Below are 25,373 nucleotides of genomic sequence, written 5' to 3'. Positions count from 1 at the left end.
TCAACAAAATAAAGTATAAAAAAACACTTATCGCAATGTTGCTGAAGGAAATCGTTTCCCTCACGACATAAGCAAGTATTAAAAATTTAAAGCGAGATTATCATGGAAACTTACTATAAAGCCATAAACTGGAATGCCATCGAAGATGTCATCGACAAATCAACTTGGGAAAAGCTGACAGAGCAATTCTGGCTCGATACTCGTATCCCTCTGTCAAATGACCTAGACGACTGGAGAAAACTTTCAAACAAAGAAAAAGACTTGGTAGGAAAAGTCTTTGGTGGGTTGACCCTTCTTGATACCATGCAATCTGAAACTGGTGTACAAGCTCTTCGCTCAGACATCCGTACACCGCATGAGGAAGCTGTTTTCAATAACATCCAATTTATGGAATCTGTCCACGCAAAATCTTATTCTTCTATCTTTTCTACCTTGAATACCAAGGCTGAAATCGAAGAAATCTTTGAATGGACTAACACTAATCCCTACCTACAAAGAAAAGCTGAAATTATCAATGAAATCTACCTCAATGGTAGCCCCCTTGAAAAGAAAGTTGCCAGCGTCTTCCTTGAAACCTTCCTCTTCTACTCTGGTTTCTTTACACCCCTCTACTATCTCGGTAACAACAAACTAGCCAACGTTGCGGAAATCATCAAACTAATCATCCGTGATGAGTCTGTCCACGGGACTTACATTGGTTACAAATTCCAACTTGGTTTCAATGAATTGCCTGAAGAAGAGCAAGAGAAACTCAAAGAATGGATGTACGACCTTCTCTATACCCTCTACGAGAACGAAGAGGGCTATACAGAAAGCCTCTATGACGGTGTTGGCTGGACCGAAGAAGTGAAGACCTTCCTTCGTTACAATGCTAATAAGGCTCTCATGAACCTAGGACAAGATCCACTCTTCCCAGATTCAGCGGACGATGTCAACCCAATCGTCATGAACGGGATCTCAACAGGAACATCTAACCACGACTTCTTCTCTCAAGTCGGAAATGGTTACCTTCTTGGTGAAGTTGAAGCCATGCAAGATGATGACTACAACTACGGTTTAACCAAATAATTTTCAGACACTAGAAAACGACTAACTTGCTTATCAAGTTAGTCGTTTTTTTATCAGCTAGTGCTTTCGTCCTCAGCTATTTCACTATCCTCTTTCTTAGGAGCTGGCGGTTCATAGGCACGGATAATCTGTGCCACCACTGGATGGCGGACCACGTCCTTGGCTGAGAAATGGACAAAATCAATCTGGGAGATGTTCTTCAATTTCTCCTGAGCGTCTATGAGGCCAGATTTGACATTACGAGGCAGGTCAATCTGGCTGATGTCTCCATTGACAATCATCTTGGACTGGAAGCCCAGACGTGTCAGAAACATCTTCATCTGCATGATGGTGGTATTCTGAGCTTCATCCAGAATGACAAAGGCATCATCCAGCGTCCGCCCCCGCATATAGGCTAAAGGTGCAATCTCAATGATTTCTCGCTCCATCAGGCGCGTCGTCTGGTCCTTGCCCAAAATCTGATACAAGGCATCATAGACTGGACGCAGATAAGGATCCACCTTTTCTTTAAGGTCTCCCGGCAGGAAGCCCAGACTCTCACCAGCTTCTACCGCTGGTCGCGTCAAGATGATTCGTTTGACCTGCCCACGCTTGAGAGCTGTCACGGCCAAGGTCACCGCCAGAAAAGTCTTCCCTGTTCCAGCTGGCCCAATCCCAAAGACGATATCGTGATTTTTAACACTGTCCACATAGATTTTCTGGCCAAGTGTCTTGACCCGAATCGGCTTACCATAGCTGTCCTTGATAATCTCTTCTTCGTAAAGAGCTACAAACTTATCAATTTCATCATTTTTGACCATGGTAATGGCTGTCACAACATCGGGAGTACCGATGGTCATGCCACGATTGACCAAGACCAAGAGAGCCTGAATGACCTGTCTGGCCTCCTCGCAGGCAGCCTCCGTACCTAAAATCTGCACAATCTCGGTTCGGGCATGAATGGTGACCTTCAATTCCTGCTCCATCAAGCGCAGATGGCGTTCATTAGAGCCAAAGAGATGAAAGGCATCATCTGGATGGCCCAGTTTCAATTCTACTGAATGTTCCTGCAAACAAAGAACCTCTCTATTTTAATTTATTGAATGAATTACCTTTATTATATCAAAGCAAGCAGAAAATGACTATCCCTAGCCATTATCCACTTAATGAGCCTGATACTCTTCCCAAATCGCATCGAACTCACCCAAGTTAAAGGAAAAATTTGCATGTTCCTCTAGAAAACGGCTGACCACATCAAAATCATCCGTATGCTTAGGAAAGGCCGTGTCCTGAAAAGCCAAATCTGCCAAAATAGCTTTGGGCTTATTACTTTTAGGATTGCGCTCTGTCATCAGCCAGCTGTAAAAAGATTTTCTCATTTAAATCAACTCCGTTCCAGTCGGGTCCTGCTTGATTTTACCAGCTTTCATGAGACCGCCCAGGGCTTTTTTAAACTGGCCTTTGGAAATACCAAAAGTGGCCTTGATGTCGTCTGGTGAAGATTTATCGTTCAAAGTCATGAAGCCGCCATTGCTCTCCAGATATGTCAAGATCATCTGAGCATCGTTTTCCAGCATTTCAAAGGAGCGAGGCTTGAGGGAGAGGTTAAGGGTGCGGTCTACTTCACGGAAGCCAATTACCCGTGCGTCCAAGACCTGCCCCAGACGTGGCTCTGCATAGCGCTCGCTCGGATGGATAAAGCCCAGCATATTATTCTCTGGCAGATAGACGAAGGTGCCAGAAAGCTTGAGGCGATAAACGATGGCTGGCCAATTTTGATTCTGCATGTTATTGTAGGCAGGACGAGCCAAGCGCTGGAAGTCCTCCTGATAGGCCAGCTGGCCCCAGATGCGGTCTTTCTTATCCACATCCAGACGAATATAGAGGCGGTCGCCCTTTTTTGGCCAGAGTTCCTTGATTTCTGGCAAGATGTCTAGTGACACCACGATTTGCTTATCTGGCAAACCGGTATCGACAAAGACGCCCAGATCCTTGCGAACCTCCGTCACTGTTCCCCAACCAAACTGTTCTTGGGTCGCTGTGACTTCAAGAGTCGTTAGGCGAAGCTTCTGCTTCATATCGCTGTAAGCAAAGCCCTTGACAGATTGACCGAGCTCATGCGGTCCCTCTTCCTTAGAAAGCGCATAAGTCTGTCCGTCCTTCTGAACAAAGTAAAACCGATCGTTTTCATCTGTGATAATCCCCACGATGAAGCTAGCAAGATTTGTATTCATATAGTCCTATTTCTACCTTGCTTCTTCAAACCGCAAGGATTTTAATGTTAAAACAACTCAGTCAGCCAAAGCCAACTGAGTTTTGATTCTGCTAAAATATTAAACTTCTAGAAGTTCTTTTTCCTTATTCGCTGTCATATCATCAATATGTTTGACAGCATCATCAGTGACTTTTTGGATATCTTTTTCAAGAACCTTCAATTCATCTTCAGTGATTTCTTTGGCTTTCTCCTGCTTCTTAGCTTCGTCCATCGCATCACGGCGGATGTTACGAATCGCAATCTTAGCATTTTCACCGACTTTTTTCACTTCTTTAGCCAAGTCGCGACGAGTTTCCTCAGTCAAGGCTGGAATAACCAAACGAATGACAGAGCCGTCGCTAGATGGGGTAATACCTAAGTCAGATGCATTGATCGCACGCTCGATATCCTTGATAGAAGACTTATCAAAAGGCGTCACCAAAAGCACACGCGCTTCTGGAATCGTAATAGAAGAAAGCTGGTTAAGCGGTGTTTCTACTCCGTAGTATTCTACATGGATGCGATCCAAAAGGCTAGCATTGGCGCGACCTGCACGGATGCTACCAAACTCACGCGCCAGACTTTGGTGCGACTGGGTCATTCTTTCTTTTGCTTTTTCTACAATTGCATTTGCCATTTTCTTTTCTCCCTGATTTTTATAAATTATTTGAGACAGTTGTCCCAATTTGCTCGCCAAAGACTACTCGTTTGATATTGCCAGGTTCATTCATATTAAAGACAACTAGGTCAATGTCATTGTCCATAGAAAGGGTAGAAGCAGTCGAGTCCATGATGCGCAAGCCTTTATTAATAACGTCACGGTGGGTCAATTCATCAAACTTCACAGCTGTTTTATCCTTGTTTGGATCGGCATTATAGACCCCATCCACACCATTTTTAGCCATGAGGATAGCGTCTGCTTCAATTTCTGCAGCCCGCAGAGCAGCTGTCGTATCTGTTGAGAAATATGGTGAACCAATACCAGCACCGAAAATAACGATCCGACCTTTTTCCAAGTGACGAAGAGCACGTCCACGAATATAAGGCTCAGCCACCTGCTGCATCGCAATCGCTGTCTGAACGCGGGTGTCAACGCCCACTTGCTGCAAGGAATCTGCCATTACAAGTGCATTCATGACTGTCCCCAACATGCCAGTATAGTCCGCTTGAACGCGATCCATACCTGCTTCTGCTGCTGGCTCGCCTCGCCAAAGATTACCACCACCGATAACCAAGGCAATTTGAATGCCCAGTTCATGGACTTCCTTGATTTCTTCAGCCATTTTTTGAACAGTGGCGATATTGATACCCACACCTTTTTCGCCAGCCAAAGCTTCTCCAGATAGTTTAATCAAAATACGCTTATATTTAGGTTCTACCATTTTTCCACTCCTTGTTTTATCTGTACTATTTTACCATAAATTCCACTTTTTACCTAGCCCTATTATTCAAAATATTAAATTAAAATACAAAAAGAAAACTTCACCAGATGACTCCAGTGAAGTTGTGATTTATTTATATTTTAAAGCACGTTTGAAGGTCTTCCAAGCTCCCAAATCATCTGTTTGTAGAACAAGACTGGAGTAGATTCGTGCAATGAAAACGGTCATCATCACCGCAAAAGCAGCTGTAATTCCTAAAGAAATCCAAGCCTCTAAACTGCTCGCATAACCATTAATAGCTCGGAATGGCATGAAGAAGGTCGAGATGAACGGAAGATAAGAACCAACTTTCAAAATCACATTGTCTCCTGCAGCCCCTATTGAAGAAACTCCCATAAAGCCAACTAAAATCAGCATGATAACGGGCGAAAGGACTTTTCCTGCATCTTCTGCTCGTGCCACCATTGAACCAAGAAAGGCTGACAAGACAACATACATAAAGATACTAACGGCTACAAAAGCTAGGGTATTCAAAGAAACAGCTTCTCCGATATACTGCTGAATGGCTGGATTGCTCTTCAAGACTTGGGATACAAGAGGAATGCTGTCCGCAAAGAGAAAGGCCGCCAGTCCACCAAGCACATAAATGCCCAGATGGCTAAGAATCACTGAAAAAATCCCAATCATACGAGCATAGAAATAATCGGTCGCCTTAATGCTGGAGAAGATAACTTCCATGATTTTGGTGCCTTTTTCACTGGCCACGTCTTGAGCAGTAATGCTGGCATAAGTAATCAAAATCATATAGAGCAGTAGGCCCAGCCCCATTGCAGCAAAGGTCTGAACCATCTTCTTGCTTTCTTTATTTTCATCGATTTTTTCTTCAAACTGGACTGTCCGCGCAAGAATCTGACTCTGCTCAGCTGATAAATTGGCCTGAGCCAAGTTTAAAGCCTGCTGGACCTGGATAAGGGAATTGGACAGAGCCATTTTCGTTGCAGCGTTCATGCTGGTTTCTGCATAGTAGGTGGCAGATAGCTGTCCGTCTTTTTCCTCAACCGTCAGATATCCTGCGATTTTCTTATCTTTTACAGCCTGCTTGGCTGCTGCTTCATCTTTGTACTGAAAGCTCAGCTGATCTTCATCTCTTAATACTTCTCGGACAGAATCAAGCTGGGGCAGCACTGCTACTTTTTTTGAAGAGGCCATCGAGCTTCCTTGCAGATAACCAATCCCCAAGCTCAATCCAAGAAAGAGAAAAGGAGACAAGACCATAAAGACAAAACTCCAAGACTTGACATGACGCAGGTAGGTTTCTTTGATTACGATTAACATTTGTTTCATACTTCCACCCCTGATTCTAATTTGAAAATTTCATCAATTGTCGGTGCCTGCTGGTCGAAAGTTGCCACATAACTTCCCTGAGTCAAGCGATCAAACAATTCAGGACCAGCTGTTTCGTCATCCAAAATCAATTTCCAGATGCCTTGCTTGGTCTGCATCACCTTGACAACATGAGGCAGAGCTTCTAATTCAGCCTGAGACAGGTCACTTGAAACGAAAAGACGAGTTTTGCCATATTGGTTGCGAACTGCTTGTACCTCCCCATTTAGGACCACTTGCCCGTCACGAATCATCAGGACATCATCGCACAACTCTTCCACATTTGTCATGACATGATCCGAGAAGATAATCGTCGCTCCGCGTTTTTTCTCTTCAATAATGACTTCTTTCAGGATTTCTGTATTGACAGGATCCAGACCGCTGAAGGGCTCGTCTAAAATAATCAAGTCTGGCTCATGCAGGAGCGTGATTATCAGCTGAACCTTTTGCTGGTTCCCCTTAGACAAACTCTTGATTTTGTCGGTTAATTTTCCCTTGACCTGAAGCTTTTCCATCCACTGGGGCAGTTTTTCTTTGACAACAGCTGTCGGCACACCCTTTAGATTTGCCAGATAGCGCACTTGTTCAAAGACCGTCAGCTTGGGCATCAGGCTTCTTTCCTCAGGCAGATAGCCAATCCTGCTATAGGTCTCCTGCTTGATAGGTTGCCCTTTGAAACGAATCTCTCCACTATAGTCTAGGAAGCGTAAAATACTGTGAAAAATCGTTGTTTTCCCAGCACCGTTTTTCCCAATCAAACCAAGGATATGCCCCGGCTGGGCTTCAAAGTCAATACCGAACAACACTTGCTTTTGCCCAAAACTTTTTTCTAGTTTTTCTACATGAAGCATATGAAACCTCCTATTATAATACTAAGATTATTATACTACTTTGAAAGCAGTTTTTCATCTTTTTGTCCTACTATACAAGAAATTTTCTATCTATTTTTCATAAATAGAATATGAAATTCGCTCCAAGTAATACCACAAAAAAATGAGGCTCGAAAACCTCATTCGTTTAATGTATTTTATTCATCGCTCTTTATTGACCACCCAGTTGAGGAGCTTGGTCAAAAGAGTCCAGAGAACAAAGCTAATGATGATAATATAAAGCCAAGCATTTTTATCATCTGACAAAGGCAGGGGTACATTCATACCGAAGAAGCCAGTGATGACTGCTAGGACTGCCAGAAGAACCGAAATAATAGTCAAGACAGTCAAATTATCATTCAGATTGTTGTTCAGGATGTTATTGTAGGAGCCCGAAAGCTGGCTAAGAACCTGAGCAATCAAATCCGTCATTGAAACCAGCTGACGTGCTTCAATCATGGCATCTTCAAATTGCTCGGTCTCTAGTTCATCAAAGCTACGATAAACAGCATGGCTCTTGATGTGCTCTAAAAGTATACTATTTTGCTTGGATGCCGCTACCAGATAGACCATAGAGGTTTCCAAGTCGGAGAGGGCAAACAAGTGCTTTTTAGTAGTTTTCTGACGCAAAAGTCGGTTAAGCTCATCCTTGCGCTTATCCATCTGCTCAATGACCGGATAGTAGGAATTGGAGATCAACTCTAAACTGGCAAAAAGAAACTTATAGACTGACACGGGCTCATGGTGCTCCGTGTAAGCCTTCATGATATCAACCACATAGGCATTGTCTTGATTGCTGATGGTGATGAGACGATCCTGCTGCACCACGAAAGTCATCGGAATGGTCTCATAGTAGTCCTTCTCTGTCGCTAGATTCAGCACATTATAGATAAAAAGAACCGTCCCATTCTCGCGATTGTAGTCCATGTGAGCTCGCTCGTTTTTATCCAGCGCATACTCGATGGTTTCAAGGTCGATATTATAATCCTGATAAATCTGTCCATTCTTTTTAACATCATCTGAATCAATGTTGATCCAGACAGATTGGTCTTTTAGTTTTCTTTCCAGAAACATAGAACTCCTTTCTGGGATCTAGAATGATTGTCTAATAGCTCATACATAATGCCCACACTTAGCCTCATAGCCAAAGCTCCTATGTCCTGACAAGAAAGCCAGCAAGTCAATATCATCTTTTAAATATAGCTTGTAAGGAAGTTAGCTAAATCAAGTCACTAGCTACGACACGAAGAGACGAAAAAGGTCTTTTTTCGCCGATGAGTTAGTGAGGCAGTTAGGCACTGCGCTTATTTCCTAGTGAAGTGTTTAGGTAAGCGCCATAGCGGTTACCGATTTTTACACCACGACACGGAGTTTGGCAAATCGATTTCATTTGCCAAATGTAGTTAGATAGCTTGACTGCGACGACGTAAAGTTATACGAATCGATACTATTCGTATAACTTTACTAGTGAAGCGTTTAGGTAAACCGCCATAGCGGTTACCGTCAAATGACAGCAACTCTCTGTTGCTAGTCATTTGTAACGATTTACATCTTCTCCTCCAACTCTACGTCTGGATACTTGTCCGCAAACCAGCGAAGGGCAAAGTCATTTTCAAAGAGGAAGACTGGTTGGTCAAAACGGTCTTTGGCCAAGATATTGCGGCTTGAGGACATCCGTTCATCCAAGTCCTCAGGCTTGATCCAACGAACGGTCTTTTTACCCATCGGGCTCATGACTACTTCCGCATTGTATTCGCCTTCCATGCGGTGCTTAAAGACTTCAAACTGGAGTTGTCCAACAGCACCTAGCATGTACTCGCCTGTTTGGTAGTTCTTATAAAGCTGAATGGCTCCTTCTTGCACCAATTGCTCGATTCCCTTGTGGAAGGATTTTTGCTTCATGACATTCTTAGCAGAAACTTTCATGAAAATTTCAGGTGTAAAGGTTGGCAATGGTTCAAATTCAAACTTGTTTTTTCCAACCGTCAAGGTGTCTCCAACCTGATAAGTACCGGTATCGTAAACTCCGATGATATCTCCTGCAACAGCGTTGGTCACATTCTCACGACTTTCCGCCATAAACTGGGTGACATTAGAAAGCTTGGCAGTCTTCCCAGTACGAGGCAAATTGACACTCATGCCACGCTCAAATTCGCCCGATACGATCCGAACAAAGGCGATACGGTCACGGTGACGAGGGTCCATATTGGCTTGGATTTTAAAGACGAATCCTGAGAAATCCTTGTCATAAGGATCCACAATTTCCCCGTCTGTCTTCTTGTGTCCGTGTGGTTCTGGAGCAAATTTCAAGAAAGTTTCAAGGAAGGTCTGCACCCCAAAGTTGGTCAGGGCTGAACCGAAGAAGACTGGAGTTAGCTCACCAGCTAAAATAGCTTCCTCTGAGAACTCATTTCCTGCTTCCTTCAGGAGCTCAATGTCATCCTTAACTTGCTCATAGAAAGGATTGCTGGCAAAAAGTTTGTCCCCTTCTTCTAGACTGGCAAAACGCTCATCTCCTTTATAGAGTTCCAGACGCTGATTATAGAGGTCATACAAGCCCTCAAAGGCTTTCCCCATCCCGATTGGCCAGTTCATAGGGTAGCTAGCGATACCCAAGACTTCTTCCAATTCTTGCAAGAGGTCCAGTGGCTCACGACCGTCACGGTCCAGCTTGTTCATAAAGGTAAAGACCGGGATTCCACGATGTTTAACAACCTCAAACAATTTCTTGGTTTGGGCCTCGATACCCTTGGCAGAGTCCACGACCATGACCGCAGCATCCACCGCCATCAAGGTCCGATAGGTATCTTCTGAGAAGTCCTCGTGCCCTGGTGTGTCTAGGATATTAACACGTTTACCATCATAGTCAAACTGCATAACGGATGAGGTTACCGAAATCCCACGTTGTTTCTCGATATCCATCCAGTCAGACTTGGCAAAATTTCCTGTTTTCTTACCTTTTACAGTACCAGCCTCACGAATTTCGCCCCCAAAGTAGAGCAACTGCTCAGTGATGGTCGTTTTCCCTGCGTCCGGGTGGGAAATAATGGCAAAGGTACGGCGTTTCTTGATTTCTTCTTGTAAAGTCATTTTCTTCTCTTTCTTTCATTTTAGGATAATGGTGAATGTCAGTATTTTTATATTTTACATTGGAATATTCTAATCCTTTCAACCTACCTATTATAGCGGATTTAGCGCTTTTTTTCAATTATCTGAAGAATATAAAGAGGCTGGGACAAAAGTCCTAGCCTCTCAATTGTCTTTGGGTTGTCGAGCAAGACGCAGTGGTTGAGTGGGCTCTACTACGCTGATTTCATCAGCTTTTACAGCCCTACTCAACTGTGCGGAGGTGGGACGACGAAATCGAATTCTAACGAATTACCGATTTCTGTCCCACTCTCCTATTCTTTATATTTGGCTAACTTATCTTAAAATCTGACAATGACATTGCTAAAGAGGAAAATTGCAAAGATTAAGATTAAAATCAGATTTAAGAAAACCCCTGCCAACTAAACTTGACAGGAGCTATAAAATGCAATATTAAACAATTTCTAGCTGCTTTTTCCACCGTTTCTTAAATATTTCATCAAAAAGAAGCAGGGCAGCGGACAAGATAATTGACACAGCTAAATATTTTACTAAAAGATTGTGCTGGCTGATAAAAGGCGGGCTTTTTAGCAGACCGTAATTTCCACCCGTCACTTGATTAATACCGACAAGAAAGGCATCGAGCACAAAAGTATAGAGGACAATCATGTATTTCTTGAGCTGGGTCTTATCGTAGTGATTCATCAGATAAATCAGGGAATTAACCAAGAGGGCATAGTGACCAATCAGGAAAGAGAAGCTGGTAATATGCGGAAAATCATAAGGATCAAAGACTGGATAGCCGAGGGCAAAGACTGCTCCGCTGGCTCCTAGAAGAGCAAAATACTGCTTGCTGGGCCATTTATCTGGCAGAAAGACCACCGCAAACATGGCCAAACGGCAATGGTACAAAGGCAGACTATTTGCCAGAGGAAGCTGAAAACCTACATACCAGCTATAAAGAATTGCCAGTTGGCACAATTGAAGAATTTTCATGCTTTTGATAAAGCTAGGATTCTTATGGTATTTTATCGATGCGTAGACAGACAGCAAAAGCAATGCTATCATCAAAGAGTAGGCCAAAGCTGAAACAAAGGGTGGTTCAGTTTGGTTGGTAGTCAAAAAATGATGCATCCAGTTTCCTTTCTACTTTTAAAATCTGTAAGTTCAAACTCGCAGGCAGATTGAAGATCTAGGCAGAATTTTCCTAGTTGCTAGAGAAATCATTTCCTCTTCCAATCTTTATTGGGTCAATCGCTCTGCCTGTCTTTCCTTCATTTCTTTGAACAAGTAAGAAAATAGAAGCAAGGCCGTCGCTAAGACCACAGACACGATCATATAATTCCCAAGCATACCATGATCTCCTACCAGAGGCGGATCCTTTAAGAAACCGTAGTTGCCCCCGAATGCAATATTTCCAAGCAAGATGAGGAAGTCTAAGCCAAAGGTAATTTCTACGATACGGCGATAGGACAAATTAAGTCTATCATAATGCTTCATCAGGTAGATAATCGAATTGCCTAACAGGGCCAAATGACCGATGAAAAACGAAAATAGGGTTATATGCGGAAATGAATAGGGATCTAAAATCGGATAGACAATAGCGCAAATCGGTCCAAATACTCCCAATAAGGCGAAATATTGCTTATAAGCTACTTTATCTGGCAGTAGCAAGACAGCAAACATAGCGACTCGGCAATGGTACAAGGGGAGACTCTCCGACAAAGGCTCCTGAATAACCAAGTACCAGCCATACAAAGAGACTAATTGCACGATTTGGGCAACTCTAAAAAAAGTCTGTACTTTCTTTCGCTCAAAAAAACGACTGGCAACATAGATGACAGACACTAGGCTCATCAAGAGCAGAATATAAGCAAAAGGCGTCATCACAGGCGGTTCTGTTTTGTGACTAGTAAAAAAATCTAGTAAATTCATCTTTCAAATTTTCATCCTAATAAATAATTTTTAAGGACACTGGGCTTGCTCTTCCTAGCAAAGTCCTTAATTTTTTTCAAAAAGTTTTTCAACTTTCTAGAGTAATAGCTTCTGGCCCTTATAACTCTGGACAGATTGAGCTAGATTATCTGGGCTACTAGATATAAGCATCCAGTCAGCATCAACTTCAATCTAGTCTATATATTGTTCTTGCTGATTCTGATAAATATTCCATAGAAGCTGCATCTGCTCTTTTGTTATCCTTTTCTCGGATAAAAGGGGCAAATCCTGTGGGGCAAAGAAACTCAGCTCGGCGATTTCTAAATTTGGCTGAAAATCTCCCTCTTTCAGCTGGCACTCAAACACGAGCTTGACATACTGCTTACTTTGTGGCTGAAATTTATTGCTATCAAAGACAGACAGCAAGCGTACTACGCTAGCTTGAAATCCCGTTTCTTCCTGAATTTCTTTTACTATATTTTCTTTGGGAGATAAGCCTACTTCGCAGAAACCACCCGGCAGAGCCCATGTCTCCTCTTGCTGTCCTCGTACTAGACAAATCTTGCCCTGCTGAACGATAAAAGCTCGGACATCGACCAAAGGAGTCGCATAAAAATCTGTCGGCCGGAGTAAGTCAGACAGCTCATCCGGTTCCAGATGACTGGTCTCGCTGAGCAACTGATTCAGATTTCCTCTGATATCCGCATAGCGTTCTCGATCAAAGTCACTGGCTGCAAAAGACAAACCTGTATCCGTTATAGCCAGCAGTCGTTGCAAAATTAAAGCTGTATCACTTGTCCCCATGCTCCAAGACCTCCACTAGTTTATCCAACTTCATCGAATTACTACCCTTGAGCAAGATTTGGTCGGAGGATTGCAACCAAGTCTTAACGGTCTTGGTCAAATCTTCAAACTGATCTTTGTCAGCATTTTTAACAAAATAATGCACCCGATTTGGTGGGTAGATTTCCCGAGCATAGACGTAGAGGGCTTCCATGTCCTCTCCATAAAGGAAAAGATCGGTGATAATCTCTGGATTGAGACTGGTAATCATAGCTCCGTGCATCAGCTTGGAGTCAGCTCCCAGCTCTTTCATATCGGCTAATACTGCAGCCTTGCGGCCGCCCTGACTGGCTGGAATCGCTGAGAAGGTTTCAAGAATCAAGCGCATAGCTGTTGGATTGGCATTGTAGACATCTGACAGGATATCGGCCCCATTAGCCGCCTTCTTCCACTCGGTTCGATTGCGGGTCAATTCCAGCTGGGCAAAGGCCTGACGGATCGCCGACTCACTGACACCCTCCTGCAAGGCTACGTAAGAAGCGATCATGGCGTTGGTTGCATTGTATTTGCCAGTCACGGGCAAGTCAATCGCCTGCTCCAGAAAATTCGCTTCAAAGGTCAAGCTGTCTTTGCGCTCTTCCAAGCGAGTCAAGTAAATATCTGCATCGGGACCAAAGCGGACTACTTTTTGCTGATCTGGCAGAAAGTCATTGACAATCTTGTCTGCTGGAGCCAAGAGTAAGCCACCTTTCTTCATGCCATCCGCAATCTGCATCTTTCCTTTAGCAATTTCCGCACGGCTTCCAAAAAATGCTAAGTGAGCTTCGCCAATCAAGGTCACAATGCCCGTTTTAGGCTTGGCAATTTCAGACAGAAGATGGATATCTCCCAAATGATCCTGTCCCATTTCTAAAACTAGCTTTTCTGTGCCGTCCGGCATGTGGAGCACCGTGTAGGGCAGACCGATTTCATTATTATAGTTGCCTTGAGTTTTATAGGTTTTGTAGCTAGTAGCCAGTAGGTGAGCCAGCATATCCTTGGTTGTAGTCTTGCCATTGGAGCCTGTCACAGCGAGCACATCTACACCTGTCTTTTCCAGATAGTATTGAGCCAAGCCTTGAAAGGCCGCTAGTACATCATCGACCAAGACATAAGGTCCTTCTGCTACTGGATGCTCAGACAAGGTCGCTGCAGCTCCCTGAGCGAAGGCTATCGCGATAAAGTCATGACCGTCACGCGCGCCCTTAAGCGGGATAAAAAGATCTCCCGTCTCAATCAAACGGCTGTCAAATTCAGCATTTCTAAAAGTCACATTTTCAAACTGACTGACATCATTTTTGGCAGCCAAGACTTCTGCTATTTCATATAAATCTAATTTCATATTTTTAACTCATTTTTCCACTTTTTCCCAAAAAAGAAGGGATTGAGACCAGACTAAATAGTAAATATTCAGCCTGTCATCTCAGTCCCTCTATTATATCATATTTATAAAAGATGCGCTTCTCTCTGAGCGAAGGCCTCTTCAGCTAGATTTACCAATTTCTCAATCAACTCGGAATAAGGCAGTCCCATATTTTCCCAGAGCAAGGGATACATAGACCATTGGGTAAAGCCTGGCATGGTATTAAGCTCATTGAGGAAAATGTCACCCTCTTCAGTGTAGAAGAAATCACAGCGAGCCAATCCCTGTCCGCCCAAGGCACGAAAGGCTGTCTCAGCATTCGTACGCATGACTGAAATAACCTCGTCTGAGATTTTCGCAGGAATATCCATGGTAATCTTATTGTCAATATACTTGGCTTCATAGTCGTAGAAAGCCACATCTTTGACCACTTCGCCCGGCAAGGTACTCTTAACGTCATAATTTCCTAAGAGACCAACTTCAATCTCACGCGCATTGACTCCCTGCTCAACCAAGACACGGCTGTCGTACTTGAAGGCCAAATCCAATGCCGCTCGCAACTCCTCTTGATTCTCAGACTTAGAAATACCGACACTAGAGCCCATATTAGACGGTTTGGTAAAAATCGGATAAGTTAATTTTTCTTCGATTTCGGCAATTTTTTCTTCCAGATTTTCACCCTCAATCACCGCTACATAAGGCACCTGTGGGATTCCAGCAGATTCCAGAATACGTTTGGTGGTAATTTTGTCCATGGCAACACTTGAAGACAAGATATTGCAGCCCACATAAGGAAGGCGCAGCACTTCAAGAAAGCCTTGGATAGAGCCATCCTCGCCCATCGGTCCATGAAGGACAGGAAAGACAACTGCATTCTCCTCATAAATATCACTCGGTTTGACTTGCTGTGAAAGATCAACCGTTGCATTGGTCATGAGCTTTTCATCTGCAGACGGCTTTTCTGTAAATTCCTGCGTTTTGATAAAATCGCCAGCTTTTGTGATGAAATAAGTCTTGACAGAAAATTTGTCATAGTTGATAGCTCGCATGACACTCTCAGCCGACAAGACTGAAACTTCTCGCTCAGCACTGCGGCCACCGTATAGTAAAATCAAGGTTTGTTTGACCATTATCTTATCCTAACATTTCTAGCTATAAGTCCATTTTGGGTTGCCCCATCTTCTTTTTAGACTGTTTCAGTATATCATATTTCCCCGCATTTTTGAATAGAAAAAAGACTTCCAAAGCTGTTTTTCAGCAGGAAATCTTTCTTTCATCTTACAATTCTGTCCGATTTTCAATGGCTCGGAGCAGGGTCACTTCGTCTGCATATTCGATATCAGCGCCGACAGCCAATCCGCGGGCCAGTCGAGTCACCTTGATACCTGCAGGCTTGAGCACCCGCGAAATATACATAGAAGTAGCTTCTCCGTCAGCTGTTGCATTGGTAGCCACAATCACTTCCGTCACTTGGCTGTCCATCAAGCGAGTCAGGAGACTCTTGAGATTGATATCATCTGGTCCTACACCGTTCATGGGGGAGATGAGGCCGTGAAGGACATGATAAAGGCCATGGTATTCTTGGATATTTTCCATAGCAGACACATCGCGACTATCCTCAACGATCAGAATCACAGTCTGATCGCGCGTTTGATCCGTACAAATAGCACAAGGATCATCGTCCGTCAGATTGCCACAGATAGAGCAGTAAGTCAGCTCACGCTTGGCAGCTAGTAGATTTTTGGCAAATTCATTGACATCATCGTCACTCATCCCGATGGTATAAAAGGCCAGACGAGTAGCTGTCTTGATGCCGATACCCGGCAGTTTGGAAAAGCTATCAATCAATTTGGCGATAGGAGTTGGATAAAGCATTATAGTAATCGTTGAGCAGTAAAATCTTGATCTGATTCTACTGCCTTTCCTTTCTAATTCATAGGGTGCTGTTGATTATAAAGGTTGATAATATCACGGGTAATACTGTGGCTGACCGTTGAGGAAAGGTCAGTATTGTGCGGAAAGACCACCGCCACAGCTATTTTAGGATTATTGCTTGGGGCATAGGATACAACATTGGTGTTGATAGCAGATGTGCCACCGTTGACAAAGGTTTCGGCAGTACCTGTTTTGGCACTGATCGAAACCATAGCGCCCTGCGCAATCGTCCGTCCAGTTGTAAAGCCACTCCATCCATTGACCACCTGATAGAAACCTTGTTTTATCAGAGCCATATTTTCCTCAGAAATATTGACCTGATTTAATTCTTTTGTTTCCTTCTTCTCAATCAAGTCTCCCAGTCCACCTTGGTCGTTGTTGGCGTAAATGCCTTCAACCAGATGTGGAGCTACCCGTTTGCCGTTATTGGCTACTGTCGACGCATATTGAGCCAACTGAAGTGGTGTGTAGTTATCAAACTGACCAAAAGCATCCGTAATATAATTGCTAACTGTGAAGTTTTTGGGAATATAGCCTGTAGATTCTGTCGGCAAATCAATTCCTGTCTCAGTCCCTAGACCATATTCTGCAAAAGTCGAACGGAGTTTTTTCATTGAAGCATCGACGTTGTTGGTTCCTAAGGCCATATTTGGGCTATACGGAGTCCCCAGCATATTTAGGGCCACCTGAACCATATAGGTATTAGACGAATATTCCAGAGCCTCCACCGCTGTGATAGAGCGTGAACCATAGGCCGTAAACCAAGAATTGATAGGAGCAGAACCCGCAAAAAGAATCGGCTGATCGACCAAGGATTGATTTCCTGAAATGGCTCCGTACTGCCAACCAGCGGTTAAGGTAGCCGCCTTGACGACAGAACCTGGAACGAAGACATTTGTAATGGTACCAAGCGCATCCGCCGAAATATCGCCAGTTTCCAGATCATGCTTGACACCAGCCAGGGCCAAGATTGACCCCGTATTGGGATCCATAGCCACGGCATAGACACCTTCTGAATAGGTGGCATTACCTTTGGCTAGCTCCATATTAAAGGCATTTCTGAGAACATCCTCAACTCCCTGCTGGAAGGTCAGATCTACGGTTAGCTTCAGGTTGTTCCCTTTGCTTCCCTCGGAAATGGTCTCAACGCTCTCCATGTTGCCATTTTTGTCCAGCCGAATTTCTTTTTCTGCTCGTTTTCCTTGTAAAACAGACTCATACTCTTTTTCCAGATAAGAAATTCCCACTCGGTCATTCAGAGAATAGCCCTTCTTGACATAGTCATCCGCTTCCTCAGCTGGCAGACCTGTTTTTTCGGTTGAAATTTGACCAACAATTGAAGCCAACGATGTTTCCAAAACCTTCCGGTTCCAGCTAGTTGAAATACTAATACCCCGAAGCTCTTTGCCGATGGACGCAATCGTAGCGACCTGCTCCGTTGTCAAATCATCCGTCTGAATCGTCCCTGTTGAAAAGTTTGGAACGGCATTCATCTGGCTAAATAGAGCGATAATCCTCTTTTCCTCATCTGTATAGCCTAGCTGACTTGGATCAATACTCTCCGCCGCTGCCTTATAGATCTTGGCTTCAGGCAAACGATTGCCATCCGTATCAAATTTTTCTTCCTTGGGTAATTTTTCAACCACTTCTCGGTAAACTTTATTATCCGCTAGATAATAGTCAACTTCTTGGCGCTCGGTCACCTTTAGATCAGACACTGACACATACTGCAGTAATTTTTGTGCCGTTTCACGGATTTCTTCTGCTGTCAGTTTATTATCTCGTGTAAAGGTCACCACTTGCTTGGTTGTGTTCTCCACCAAGGGCTTGCCCGAAGCGTCATAGATTTGCCCACGAACCGAACTCGATTTTATCTTTGTTTTACTTGCTTTAGCTAATTTATCTGTATAAAATTCTTGATTGACGACCTGCATATAGCCCAGACGAGCGATCAGCACCAAAAATAAGACCCCGACTATCCCAAATAGAAGGTAGAGTCGGCCCGTGATAGAATGGCTATCAAATTTTCTCTTAGACATTTCTTCTCTCATCCTCGTAAAAATCTATCTTTTATTTTACCACATTTCCCCAGCAATGAAGCATGGAAATCTAAAAGGATCGAAAAAGAATTTTTCTCCAATAATGAGAAAAAGCCCTGCTAAGCAGAGCTTTATCACCAATTATTTCCCAAGGTAGTATTCAGAAACAACGTTCAATTTTTCGTCAAATTCGAATACCAATGGTGGGAAGTTAGGGATTTCCACGTCCATGATTTCGTCATCTGACAATTGTTTGATGTGTTTTACAAGGGCACGGATTGAGTTACCGTGAGCTCCTACGAATACATTTTTACCATCTTTAAGTGCTGGAGCGATTTTGTCTTCCCAGAATGGAAGGGCACGTTCCAAAGTCACTTTCAAGTTTTCAGCATCTGGGATAACTGAGTCGTCAAGTGAAGCGTAACGACGATCAGTGTGAGCTGAATGCTCATCATCACGATCCATTGCCGGAGGCAATACATCGTATGAACGACGCCAAATGTGAACTTGCTCATCACCAAATTGCTCAGCTGCTTCAGCCTTGTTTTTACCAGTCAAACCACCGTAGTGACGTTCGTTCAAGCGCCATGATTTTTCAACTGGAACCCAGAGTTGATCAGCAGCTTCAAGCGCCAAGTTTGTTGTTTTGATCGCACGTTTCAAAACTGAAGTATAAGCTTGGTCAAATTCGATACCAGCTTCTTTGATCAATTTACCAGCGTCGATTGCTTGTTGTGTACCTTTTTCAGAAAGATCTACATCAGCCCAACCAGTGAAAAGGTTAGCTTTATTCCATTCAGACTCACCATGGCGAGCAAAAACCAATTTTACCATTAGATGGATTCTCCTTTTATTTTCCGGGGTTTACCCCGTTTATCTATTCTATTTTACAAAATTTTCTCTCAAAAATCTAGTCTCAGTGAGATATTTGTGAGATTTTCCACTTGCTCGGACTTTTAAGAAAATCAATTCTCCACTCAAGACTTCTAGCTAGCCACTTGTTCTTGCTGGACGCACTCTGGACAAATGCCATAAACGACCATCTGGCTCTTGGTGATTTGATAGCCAGTCTGCTCTGCCGCTTCCTGCTGAACGTCTGGCAAATCCAAGTCCATATCTGCAATTCGACCACATTTTTCACAAATAACATTGAGGTGCTGATGTCCCATAAAATCATAATAGGTCGTCGTGTCATTTCGGACTTTGAGCTCAGATACAAAGCCCTCATCAATCAACACTTTTAGGTTGTTATAAACAGTCGCCAAGCTCATATTGGGAAATTCAGGCAAGAGGGCTTGGTAAATCATCTCTGCACTAGGATGGTCATGACTGCTGATGATAAAAGCAATCACGGCCTTTCTCGTCTCTGTGATTCGAACACCTTTCAGCCTCAGATGTTCAATTACTTCCTGGTAATTCTTTTCATACTCTTCATTCATCTTCTCTATACTCCATCTACATTCAATTCTGCCTTATTTCTATTATATCATGACAAACATAGATTTTCTATTAAGAATGATTGTAAATAAGGAAAAATATTAATCTGCCTAATAGACCTATTCATTTTAATTAAGTAGATTTTTGCCTCAAAGCACGATATGATAGAGATGTTAACAAATATGTAAGCGCTTAATTTTGATATATCGGTTTTATAGTAACAAATTCTGTAGCCAAGCTTCTGCTATTTTACCTGCCTTGCAGGAAACATGCAGGACAACTATTTGGGTACAGCTGGTTTTCTATCACTTTTTAGAAAAAATATATAAATGAGGATATCATTATGAAAAAAACACCAAATCGCTGGTTCATTTTAGCAGCAGCTATCTTAACCAACCTTTCTTTAGGTGCTGGATACGCCTGGTCTGTTTTTCAAAAAGCGCTACTGGAAGCCAATGCTAGCCAAGGATGGGTGCAAGCTCAAACCTCTCTAGCCTTCAGTATCTCTTTTGCAATGGTGCCAATCGGCATGATTCTTTTCGGACCTAAAGTCGATTCATTAGGCCCTAAGAAATTTGTCTTTCTAGGAGGCATTCTCTTTGGTGCGGGTATGTTTGCTACAGGATTTGCAACTTCTCTTCCTGTACTCTACTTGACCTACGGGGTTGTCCTTGGTCTCGGTATCGGTTCAGCCTATGGCGCTTCAACTTCTGTCGCTACCAAATGGTTCCCTGATAAAAAAGGTCTCGCGGGTGGTTTAACCGCAGCTGGCTTTGGACTTGGACCACTAATCATCGGACCACTTGCCAAAACTCTCATCGCTTCAATGGGCGTTTATTCTACATTTAAAGTTCTGGGAATTGCCCTACTTGTCGTTATCTGCTGCTCTTCTCTTGTCATGGAAAAAGCTCCAGCAGCTGCTCCAGCAGCAGGAGGTTCTGCACCGACAGGAAAAACTCACAAAGAAATGCTACGCGAAGGCAACTTCTGGTTGCTGTGGCTCATCTACATTTTAGGTGCTACTGGTGGTATGATGATCATCGGTTCAGCAGCGTCTATCTCCGACCAATATAAACTAGTTGGAGAAGCCACTCTATTCGTTATGCTGGTTTCTATTGCCAATACTTTTGGACGAATCTTCTGGGGAGCTGTATCGGACAAAATCGGCCGTTACCCTACTGTAATCGCCATGTTTGGCGCTGTTGCTGGTGGCTTGGCACTGACCGCCCTCTTTAAAGGGGAGGGAAGCATCCTTGCAATCTTAGGCGTCATGCTTGTCGCCCTGTCCTTCGGTGGCTTCCTTGGATCTTTCCCAGGTATTACAGCCGAAAATTGGGGCGTGGCCAATGTCGGCACAAACTACGGCTGGATGTTCACGGCCTATGGTGTTGCAGCTATTGCCGGACCACAGTTAGGAGCTCGACTTGCTCAAGCAAACAAGGGAGACTATTCAATGGCCTTCTACATCGTTATTGGTATGGCACTCCTTGGTATCGTCCTACAATTATTCTATATTTCTAAATCAAAGAAAGCTTAAAACTAATATTAACTCTGGGGTGACCCAGAGTTTTTTTGACAAAGAATATGTTAGCCAGCAAAAATTGACAAGAGCTCTCCTGACCAACATAAAAGCCGAGACAAACTCGGCTTTTCTTTTTAATTGAATGATTCTAGATCAACTGTCAGTACCTGACCATCTCGAACGACCTGCTGCCCTGCAATGTAGACATCCTGAACATCGCTGCCCTTGACTGCGTACACTAGGTGCGACAGCATATTTTCCAAAGGATAGAGGTGAAGTCGTCCCTTAGGCTGAATGGCAATGAAATCGGCTTGTTTGCCCGCTTCCAGACTGCCGATTTTCTTCTCTAATCCTAGAGCTTTAGCTCCTTCAATGGTCAAAGCTTTCAAGGCCTGCCCGATCGTAAACTGGGTTGCATCACCTGCTCGCATCTTCTGAAGGAGGGCTGCTGTCCGACCTTCTTCAAACATATCCAGATTATTGTTAGAAGCGACAGAGTCTGTTGCCAGGCCAACGGTCACCCCAGCGGACAGTAAATCCGTCACCGGAGCTACACCGGAAGCCAGCTTGAGGTTGCTGATAGGATTGTGGGCGATGCTGACTGGTGAAGCCGCCAAATCCGCAATCTCTGACGGATTCAGTTCAACTCCGTGAGCAAAAATGGCTGGCTGCTCCAAGTAACCCAAACCCTTTAAGAAAGCCAGAGGCCGTTTGCCATAGCGCTCCAGTATGATTTTATTTTCATCCTGTGTCTCCGCCACATGGATATGAAGCTTCAAATCCAGTTCACGCGCTAGCTCAAGACTGCCCTTGAGCAACTCTTCGTCACAGGCATAAGGCGAATGAGGCGCCACCATAACCTGAAAATCTTCATCATCATAGGAGCGAATTTTCTCAATAATGGCACGAGTACGAGCCAGAGTCTCTTCGGCTGTTTCCGCCTCTGAGCTAAAGAGGGTTGGTGAGAAATAGCAGTGCATACCAGACTGCCGCACAGTCTCATAGATCCGGTCAATCTCCACTCCCTGAGGATTATACATGTCGTTAAAAGTCGTTGTGCCTGACAACAGCATTTCAGCCAGAGCCAGCAGGACAGCTTTGGTTGTTAGATCCGATGTGAATTGGCTTTCTGCTGGCCAAATATAGTCCTCCAGCCATTCATGCAGATTGCTGTCATCACGAATCCCGCGCAACAAGGTCATGGCAGAGTGCGTATGGCAGTTGACCAGCCCTGGCATAATCCAAGCTCCTTCATAATCCACCAACTCGCTGCACTGTTCTAGCCAAGCCTCGTCATAGGGACCACAGTAGGCAATGCGTTCATCCTCAACCACAAGCAAACCTTCCCGATAAACATGAAATGCGCTGTCACAGGTCACCAGATTGACATTTGTATAAGCTTTCATCCTTGCTCCTTCTCATTTCGTTTTAGCTATTATAGCAAGCCTAGTAAACTAGCGCAAGAATTCTCCAAGATTATTTAAAATAAAGATAATCAGGATTGGGAGTCATATAGTACAACTCTCCTTTAGAGAAAATCAGATTAATTTTATGTTGCTTATAGCTATATAAAATATAGTCACTCTCCAACTGATAGTCTTGGTTCAAGCTAGCTGCCTGTGAAATATCCACTGCTGTTACATAGAAAGCCTTTGCCTGCTCTTCCGTCACATGCTGACCCCGATAGAGCTCTTTTATATTTTCTAACTCCTGAGCTTTAAAAGTGTCCTTAATGTAGTTCGGATCCTTTATGACGGCCTCTGGCTCGCCAAGAACCTTTTTGACTTGCTCCTCTGTATAGCCTTTGAAATCAGGCGTTTGAGCACTAAATCCTCCTTCAAAAGAGCGATAATACACCTTGGCATTGCCTGTTGCATAGATCTTGTCTTTATTGGCAGACTGTGCATCTTGAGGCAAGCCATCCGTTACTTCATCTGGCGAACTTGTCGCCTTACTCTCAGAAGCTGGAGCACTAGATGATGAGGTCTGGCTACTCTTTGATCTTTCTTGCTGACTAGAGCTTGTAGCCTTCGTCGATTCTGATTTCTTTGGTATTTTCACCTTTTGGACAGAAGAGGCTTCAGACCTAGGAACTCTTTTCCTTGGATAATAGCAAGCTGTCAAAGCCATAACAGCCACAAGCATGGTTAAAAAGCTGATTATTCTTTTAAAATACATAGTACCTCCATTTCTTAGCTACATTATATCATATTTTAAGTTGAGCAGGAGGAGCATCCTGATTTTTGCTGCCTTCTCTAACAAACAAATACTGCGTCTTCTAGAAGCTTAGGAAAAATGATTGATGTTATGCCAAAACATAAGAAAAAACCTACTGCACAAGCTAGGAAGCTGATACAGTAGGCTTTTGATTTTTGTCTTATTTAACAGCGTCTTTAAGAGCTTTACCTGCTTTGAAAGCTGGAACTTTAGAAGCTGCGATTGTGATTTCTTTACCAGTTTGTGGGTTGCGACCTTTACGTGCTGCACGCTCACGAACTTCAAAGTTACCAAAACCGATCAATTGAACTTTTTCACCTTTTGAAAGGTATTCTGTAACTGCTGCAAATACAGCGTCAACTGCTGCTGCTGAATCTTTTTTAGTCAATTCTGTAGCTTCTGCCACTTTTGCGATCAAATCTTGTTTGTTAGCCATTTAACAAATCCTCCAATTTTTTTCTGGGTTAATAACCCTAACAAATATTATCATATCTAAAAAAAGCGTCTAGGTCAAGTCTTAAGCAGACATTTTACAAATAATTTACTCTATTTATAGCGAACTAGAACAGCCCATGCATTTTCCCCAGTGTGAGTTTGGATGATGGAACCTGTTTCTAAGACAGGGATTGGTTTTTCAACAAACTCCTGCAGCTCTACCTTCATTTGATTGGCAAATTCTGGTCCACCCGCATAGGAAATTCCGATTTCTTCAATTTCCTTCTCTTTCAGAGACTCTTTCAAATCATCCAGCCATTTCTTAAAGGTTTTAGCGCCCCGGCCTTTGACAATAGGAGTCAAGGTATGATTTGTCATCTGCATGACGACACGAATATTTAAAAGCGAGCTAATCAGACCAGTCACACGGCCGATACGACCACCTTTGACCAAATTTTCCAAGGTTGATACACCGATGTATAGCTCCGTCTTAGCTTTGACTTCCTCAAGTTTTTCTAAAATCTCCTCCAAAGTCGCTCCAGCTTTTGCCATCTTAGCAGCCTCAACGACTTGGAATTTCATCGCTTGGTCCGTGAAAGAACTATCGACAACCGTTACATCAGCCTTGGCCAAGGTAGCACCCTGACGAGCTGCCTCTACGGTGCCAGATAAAGCATGAGACATGTGAATTGAGATAATTTGGACATCTTCTGCTGACAAATCTTCGAAAACTTCTGCAAATACTCCAACCGGTGGCTGGCTGGTCTTAGGTAGATTTTTACTAGACTTCATCAACTGAAGGAATTCTCCCTCCTTCAAATTGGAATCCGAGTAGACTACACCGTCAATCATGACTGTCAAAGGAACTATTGTAATATTCAAATCTTTTGCTAGTTCAGGCTCAATCGTAATCGAAGAGTCTGTCACAACTTTAATTTTTGCCATATTTTCCCTACTTTTATCCTGTTATTGAGTCTATTATACCAAAAAATCCTAAGTTTTTGTGAATCAATCTTAGCTTAATCCATAAATCTCAGAAAAATAAGAGCCTTCTAAGTCAAACACTACTTAGAAGACTCTTAATGATTTGATTGAGGCACTAGCCAAAGCTTACACAAAGAGATGCTCTTTTAAGCCTCATCATCTTTTCGCTTGCGACCAAGAATCATGAATCCTAGACCCGCAAGAAGAGCACTTGTCGTCGCTCCCGCGATTGAAACTGGAGCAGTGCTACCTGTATTTGGTAAGGCCGTTTGTTTGGCCTTATCTCCTGCAGGAGTTGGAACAGCTGGCTTAGCATTTGGAACAGGTTTGCTTTCAGGCTTCTTCTCTAACTGATCCGTTCGAACTTTAGCTGCTGAATCAGTCTCTTGAGCCTGCTTCACTTCTGGAGTCACTGGTGGAACCGGACTTGGCTGAGGTTCTGGTTTCGGAACCGGTTGCGGTTGTGGCGCTAGTTCTGGTTTAGGTTCTGGTTTCGGCTGCGGTGCTGGTTCCGGTTGTGGTTGAGGACTAGGAACTTGCTGCGCTTCAAAGGCCCATTTACCTACAAACTCTACATCAGCCTTGTTAACAACGGCGCTAGCTGCGTCATAACCCTTGAAGGTCCAGGTACCATCGTTCACTGCGTCTGTGTAAGTGGTTTG

General features: G+C 43.5%; 25 protein-coding genes. 2 read left to right on the top strand and 23 right to left on the bottom strand.

Going from position 1 to position 25,373, the window contains the following annotated elements; genetic code table 11:
• The first annotated feature begins 102 nt into the window (after nt 1-102).
• Entirely contained in the window at nt 103-1,068 is a 966-nt protein-coding gene (gene nrdF / locus O3644_RS03605) for a class 1b ribonucleoside-diphosphate reductase subunit beta (protein ID WP_062004188.1), read from the top strand.
• Between the two features lie 53 nt (nt 1,069-1,121).
• Here nrdF and O3644_RS03600 read toward each other — a convergent pair whose 3' ends face one another.
• From O3644_RS03600 to O3644_RS03515, 18 genes are all read right to left on the bottom strand, one after another.
• Nucleotides 1,122-2,120, bottom strand: a complete 999-nt coding sequence (locus O3644_RS03600) for a PhoH family protein (RefSeq protein WP_371595083.1) — start codon at nt 2,118-2,120, stop codon at nt 1,122-1,124.
• A gap of 90 nt (nt 2,121-2,210) precedes the next feature.
• Nucleotides 2,211-2,426 (bottom strand): YozE family protein, encoded by a 216-nt coding sequence (locus O3644_RS03595; protein WP_371595082.1) that lies wholly within the window; start codon nt 2,424-2,426, stop codon nt 2,211-2,213.
• Nucleotides 2,427-3,281, bottom strand: coding sequence for an RNA-binding virulence regulatory protein CvfB (gene cvfB, locus O3644_RS03590; RefSeq protein ID WP_125373533.1), 855 nt, complete (start codon nt 3,279-3,281; stop codon nt 2,427-2,429).
• Nucleotides 3,282-3,380: 99 nt separating this feature from the next.
• Nucleotides 3,381-3,938: a ribosome recycling factor gene (gene frr / locus O3644_RS03585; RefSeq protein ID WP_048764819.1), complete on the bottom strand. Its 558-nt coding sequence runs from the start codon at nt 3,936-3,938 to the stop codon at nt 3,381-3,383.
• A 19-nt stretch (nt 3,939-3,957) separates the two neighbouring features.
• Nucleotides 3,958-4,683 carry a UMP kinase gene (pyrH, locus tag O3644_RS03580; protein WP_005589574.1) on the bottom strand — a complete coding sequence of 242 codons (726 nt, stop codon included), beginning with the start codon at nt 4,681-4,683 and terminating at the stop codon, nt 3,958-3,960.
• A gap of 129 nt (nt 4,684-4,812) precedes the next feature.
• Nucleotides 4,813-6,027, bottom strand: a complete 1,215-nt coding sequence (locus O3644_RS03575) for an ABC transporter permease (RefSeq protein ID WP_048764815.1) — start codon at nt 6,025-6,027, stop codon at nt 4,813-4,815.
• The gene (locus O3644_RS03570; protein WP_048764812.1) at nt 6,024-6,917 is read right to left on the bottom strand and encodes an ABC transporter ATP-binding protein; all 894 of its coding nucleotides are present in this window, start codon (nt 6,915-6,917) and stop codon (nt 6,024-6,026) included. Before O3644_RS03570 ends, O3644_RS03575 begins: the two co-directional genes overlap by 4 nt.
• 180 nt (nt 6,918-7,097) lie before the next feature.
• Nucleotides 7,098-8,009, bottom strand: coding sequence for a magnesium transporter CorA family protein (locus tag O3644_RS03565; protein WP_048764808.1), 912 nt, complete (start codon nt 8,007-8,009; stop codon nt 7,098-7,100).
• A 471-nt stretch (nt 8,010-8,480) separates the two neighbouring features.
• On the bottom strand, nt 8,481-10,025 hold the full coding sequence (locus tag O3644_RS03560) for a peptide chain release factor 3 (protein ID WP_048764804.1): 1,545 nt from the start codon (nt 10,023-10,025) through the stop codon (nt 8,481-8,483).
• 450 nt (nt 10,026-10,475) lie between these two features.
• Nucleotides 10,476-11,156 carry a TIGR02206 family membrane protein gene (locus O3644_RS03555; protein WP_048766297.1) on the bottom strand — a complete coding sequence of 227 codons (681 nt, stop codon included), beginning with the start codon at nt 11,154-11,156 and terminating at the stop codon, nt 10,476-10,478.
• 108 nt (nt 11,157-11,264) lie between these two features.
• Nucleotides 11,265-11,957, bottom strand: coding sequence for a TIGR02206 family membrane protein (locus O3644_RS03550; RefSeq protein WP_048766299.1), 693 nt, complete (start codon nt 11,955-11,957; stop codon nt 11,265-11,267).
• A gap of 192 nt (nt 11,958-12,149) precedes the next feature.
• A complete protein-coding gene (locus tag O3644_RS03545; RefSeq protein WP_048766302.1) occupies nt 12,150-12,761 on the bottom strand; it encodes an NUDIX hydrolase N-terminal domain-containing protein in 612 nt (203 codons plus the stop codon).
• Nucleotides 12,748-14,121, bottom strand: a complete 1,374-nt coding sequence (gene murF / locus O3644_RS03540; RefSeq protein WP_048766304.1) for a UDP-N-acetylmuramoyl-tripeptide--D-alanyl-D-alanine ligase — start codon at nt 14,119-14,121, stop codon at nt 12,748-12,750. Before murF ends, O3644_RS03545 begins: the two co-directional genes overlap by 14 nt.
• Before the next feature lie 104 nt (nt 14,122-14,225).
• Nucleotides 14,226-15,272 (bottom strand): D-alanine--D-alanine ligase, encoded by a 1,047-nt coding sequence (locus O3644_RS03535; protein WP_371595081.1) that lies wholly within the window; start codon nt 15,270-15,272, stop codon nt 14,226-14,228.
• Between the two features lie 148 nt (nt 15,273-15,420).
• Entirely contained in the window at nt 15,421-16,017 is a 597-nt protein-coding gene (gene recR / locus O3644_RS03530) for a recombination mediator RecR (protein ID WP_045496451.1), read from the bottom strand.
• Between the two features lie 53 nt (nt 16,018-16,070).
• Complete coding sequence (gene pbp2b, locus O3644_RS03525) at nt 16,071-18,128, bottom strand: penicillin-binding protein PBP2B (protein ID WP_371595080.1); 2,058 nt, start codon at nt 18,126-18,128, stop codon at nt 16,071-16,073.
• Between the two features lie 129 nt (nt 18,129-18,257).
• Nucleotides 18,258-18,950 (bottom strand): phosphoglycerate mutase, encoded by a 693-nt coding sequence (locus tag O3644_RS03520; protein WP_006596758.1) that lies wholly within the window; start codon nt 18,948-18,950, stop codon nt 18,258-18,260.
• Nucleotides 18,951-19,102: 152 nt separating this feature from the next.
• Nucleotides 19,103-19,555, bottom strand: coding sequence for a Fur family transcriptional regulator (locus tag O3644_RS03515; RefSeq protein WP_048766318.1), 453 nt, complete (start codon nt 19,553-19,555; stop codon nt 19,103-19,105).
• Between the two features lie 341 nt (nt 19,556-19,896).
• On the opposite strand from O3644_RS03515, the gene O3644_RS03510 reads away from it, so the two are divergent.
• Nucleotides 19,897-21,090 carry an OFA family MFS transporter gene (locus O3644_RS03510; protein ID WP_371595079.1) on the top strand — a complete coding sequence of 398 codons (1,194 nt, stop codon included), beginning with the start codon at nt 19,897-19,899 and terminating at the stop codon, nt 21,088-21,090.
• A gap of 119 nt (nt 21,091-21,209) precedes the next feature.
• Here O3644_RS03510 and O3644_RS03505 read toward each other — a convergent pair whose 3' ends face one another.
• From O3644_RS03505 to O3644_RS03485, 5 genes are all read right to left on the bottom strand, one after another.
• Entirely contained in the window at nt 21,210-22,481 is a 1,272-nt protein-coding gene (locus tag O3644_RS03505) for a TRZ/ATZ family protein (RefSeq protein WP_371595078.1), read from the bottom strand.
• Between the two features lie 70 nt (nt 22,482-22,551).
• Entirely contained in the window at nt 22,552-23,253 is a 702-nt protein-coding gene (locus tag O3644_RS03500; RefSeq protein ID WP_048766325.1) for a DUF4947 domain-containing protein, read from the bottom strand.
• Between the two features lie 199 nt (nt 23,254-23,452).
• Nucleotides 23,453-23,728, bottom strand: a complete 276-nt coding sequence (locus tag O3644_RS03495; protein ID WP_005589527.1) for an HU family DNA-binding protein — start codon at nt 23,726-23,728, stop codon at nt 23,453-23,455.
• A 110-nt stretch (nt 23,729-23,838) separates the two neighbouring features.
• Nucleotides 23,839-24,672 carry a DegV family protein gene (locus O3644_RS03490; protein ID WP_371595077.1) on the bottom strand — a complete coding sequence of 278 codons (834 nt, stop codon included), beginning with the start codon at nt 24,670-24,672 and terminating at the stop codon, nt 23,839-23,841.
• 185 nt (nt 24,673-24,857) lie between these two features.
• The coding region (locus O3644_RS03485; protein ID WP_371595076.1) for an SHIRT domain-containing protein at nt 24,858-25,373 on the bottom strand (516 nt) is incomplete at its 5' end.

This window comes from Streptococcus sp. 27098_8_113 (assembly GCF_041432545.1).
Taxonomy (GTDB): domain Bacteria; phylum Bacillota; class Bacilli; order Lactobacillales; family Streptococcaceae; genus Streptococcus.
The sequence above is the reverse complement of the archived record's forward strand: the minus strand, read 5'-3'. Positions and strand labels throughout refer to the sequence as shown.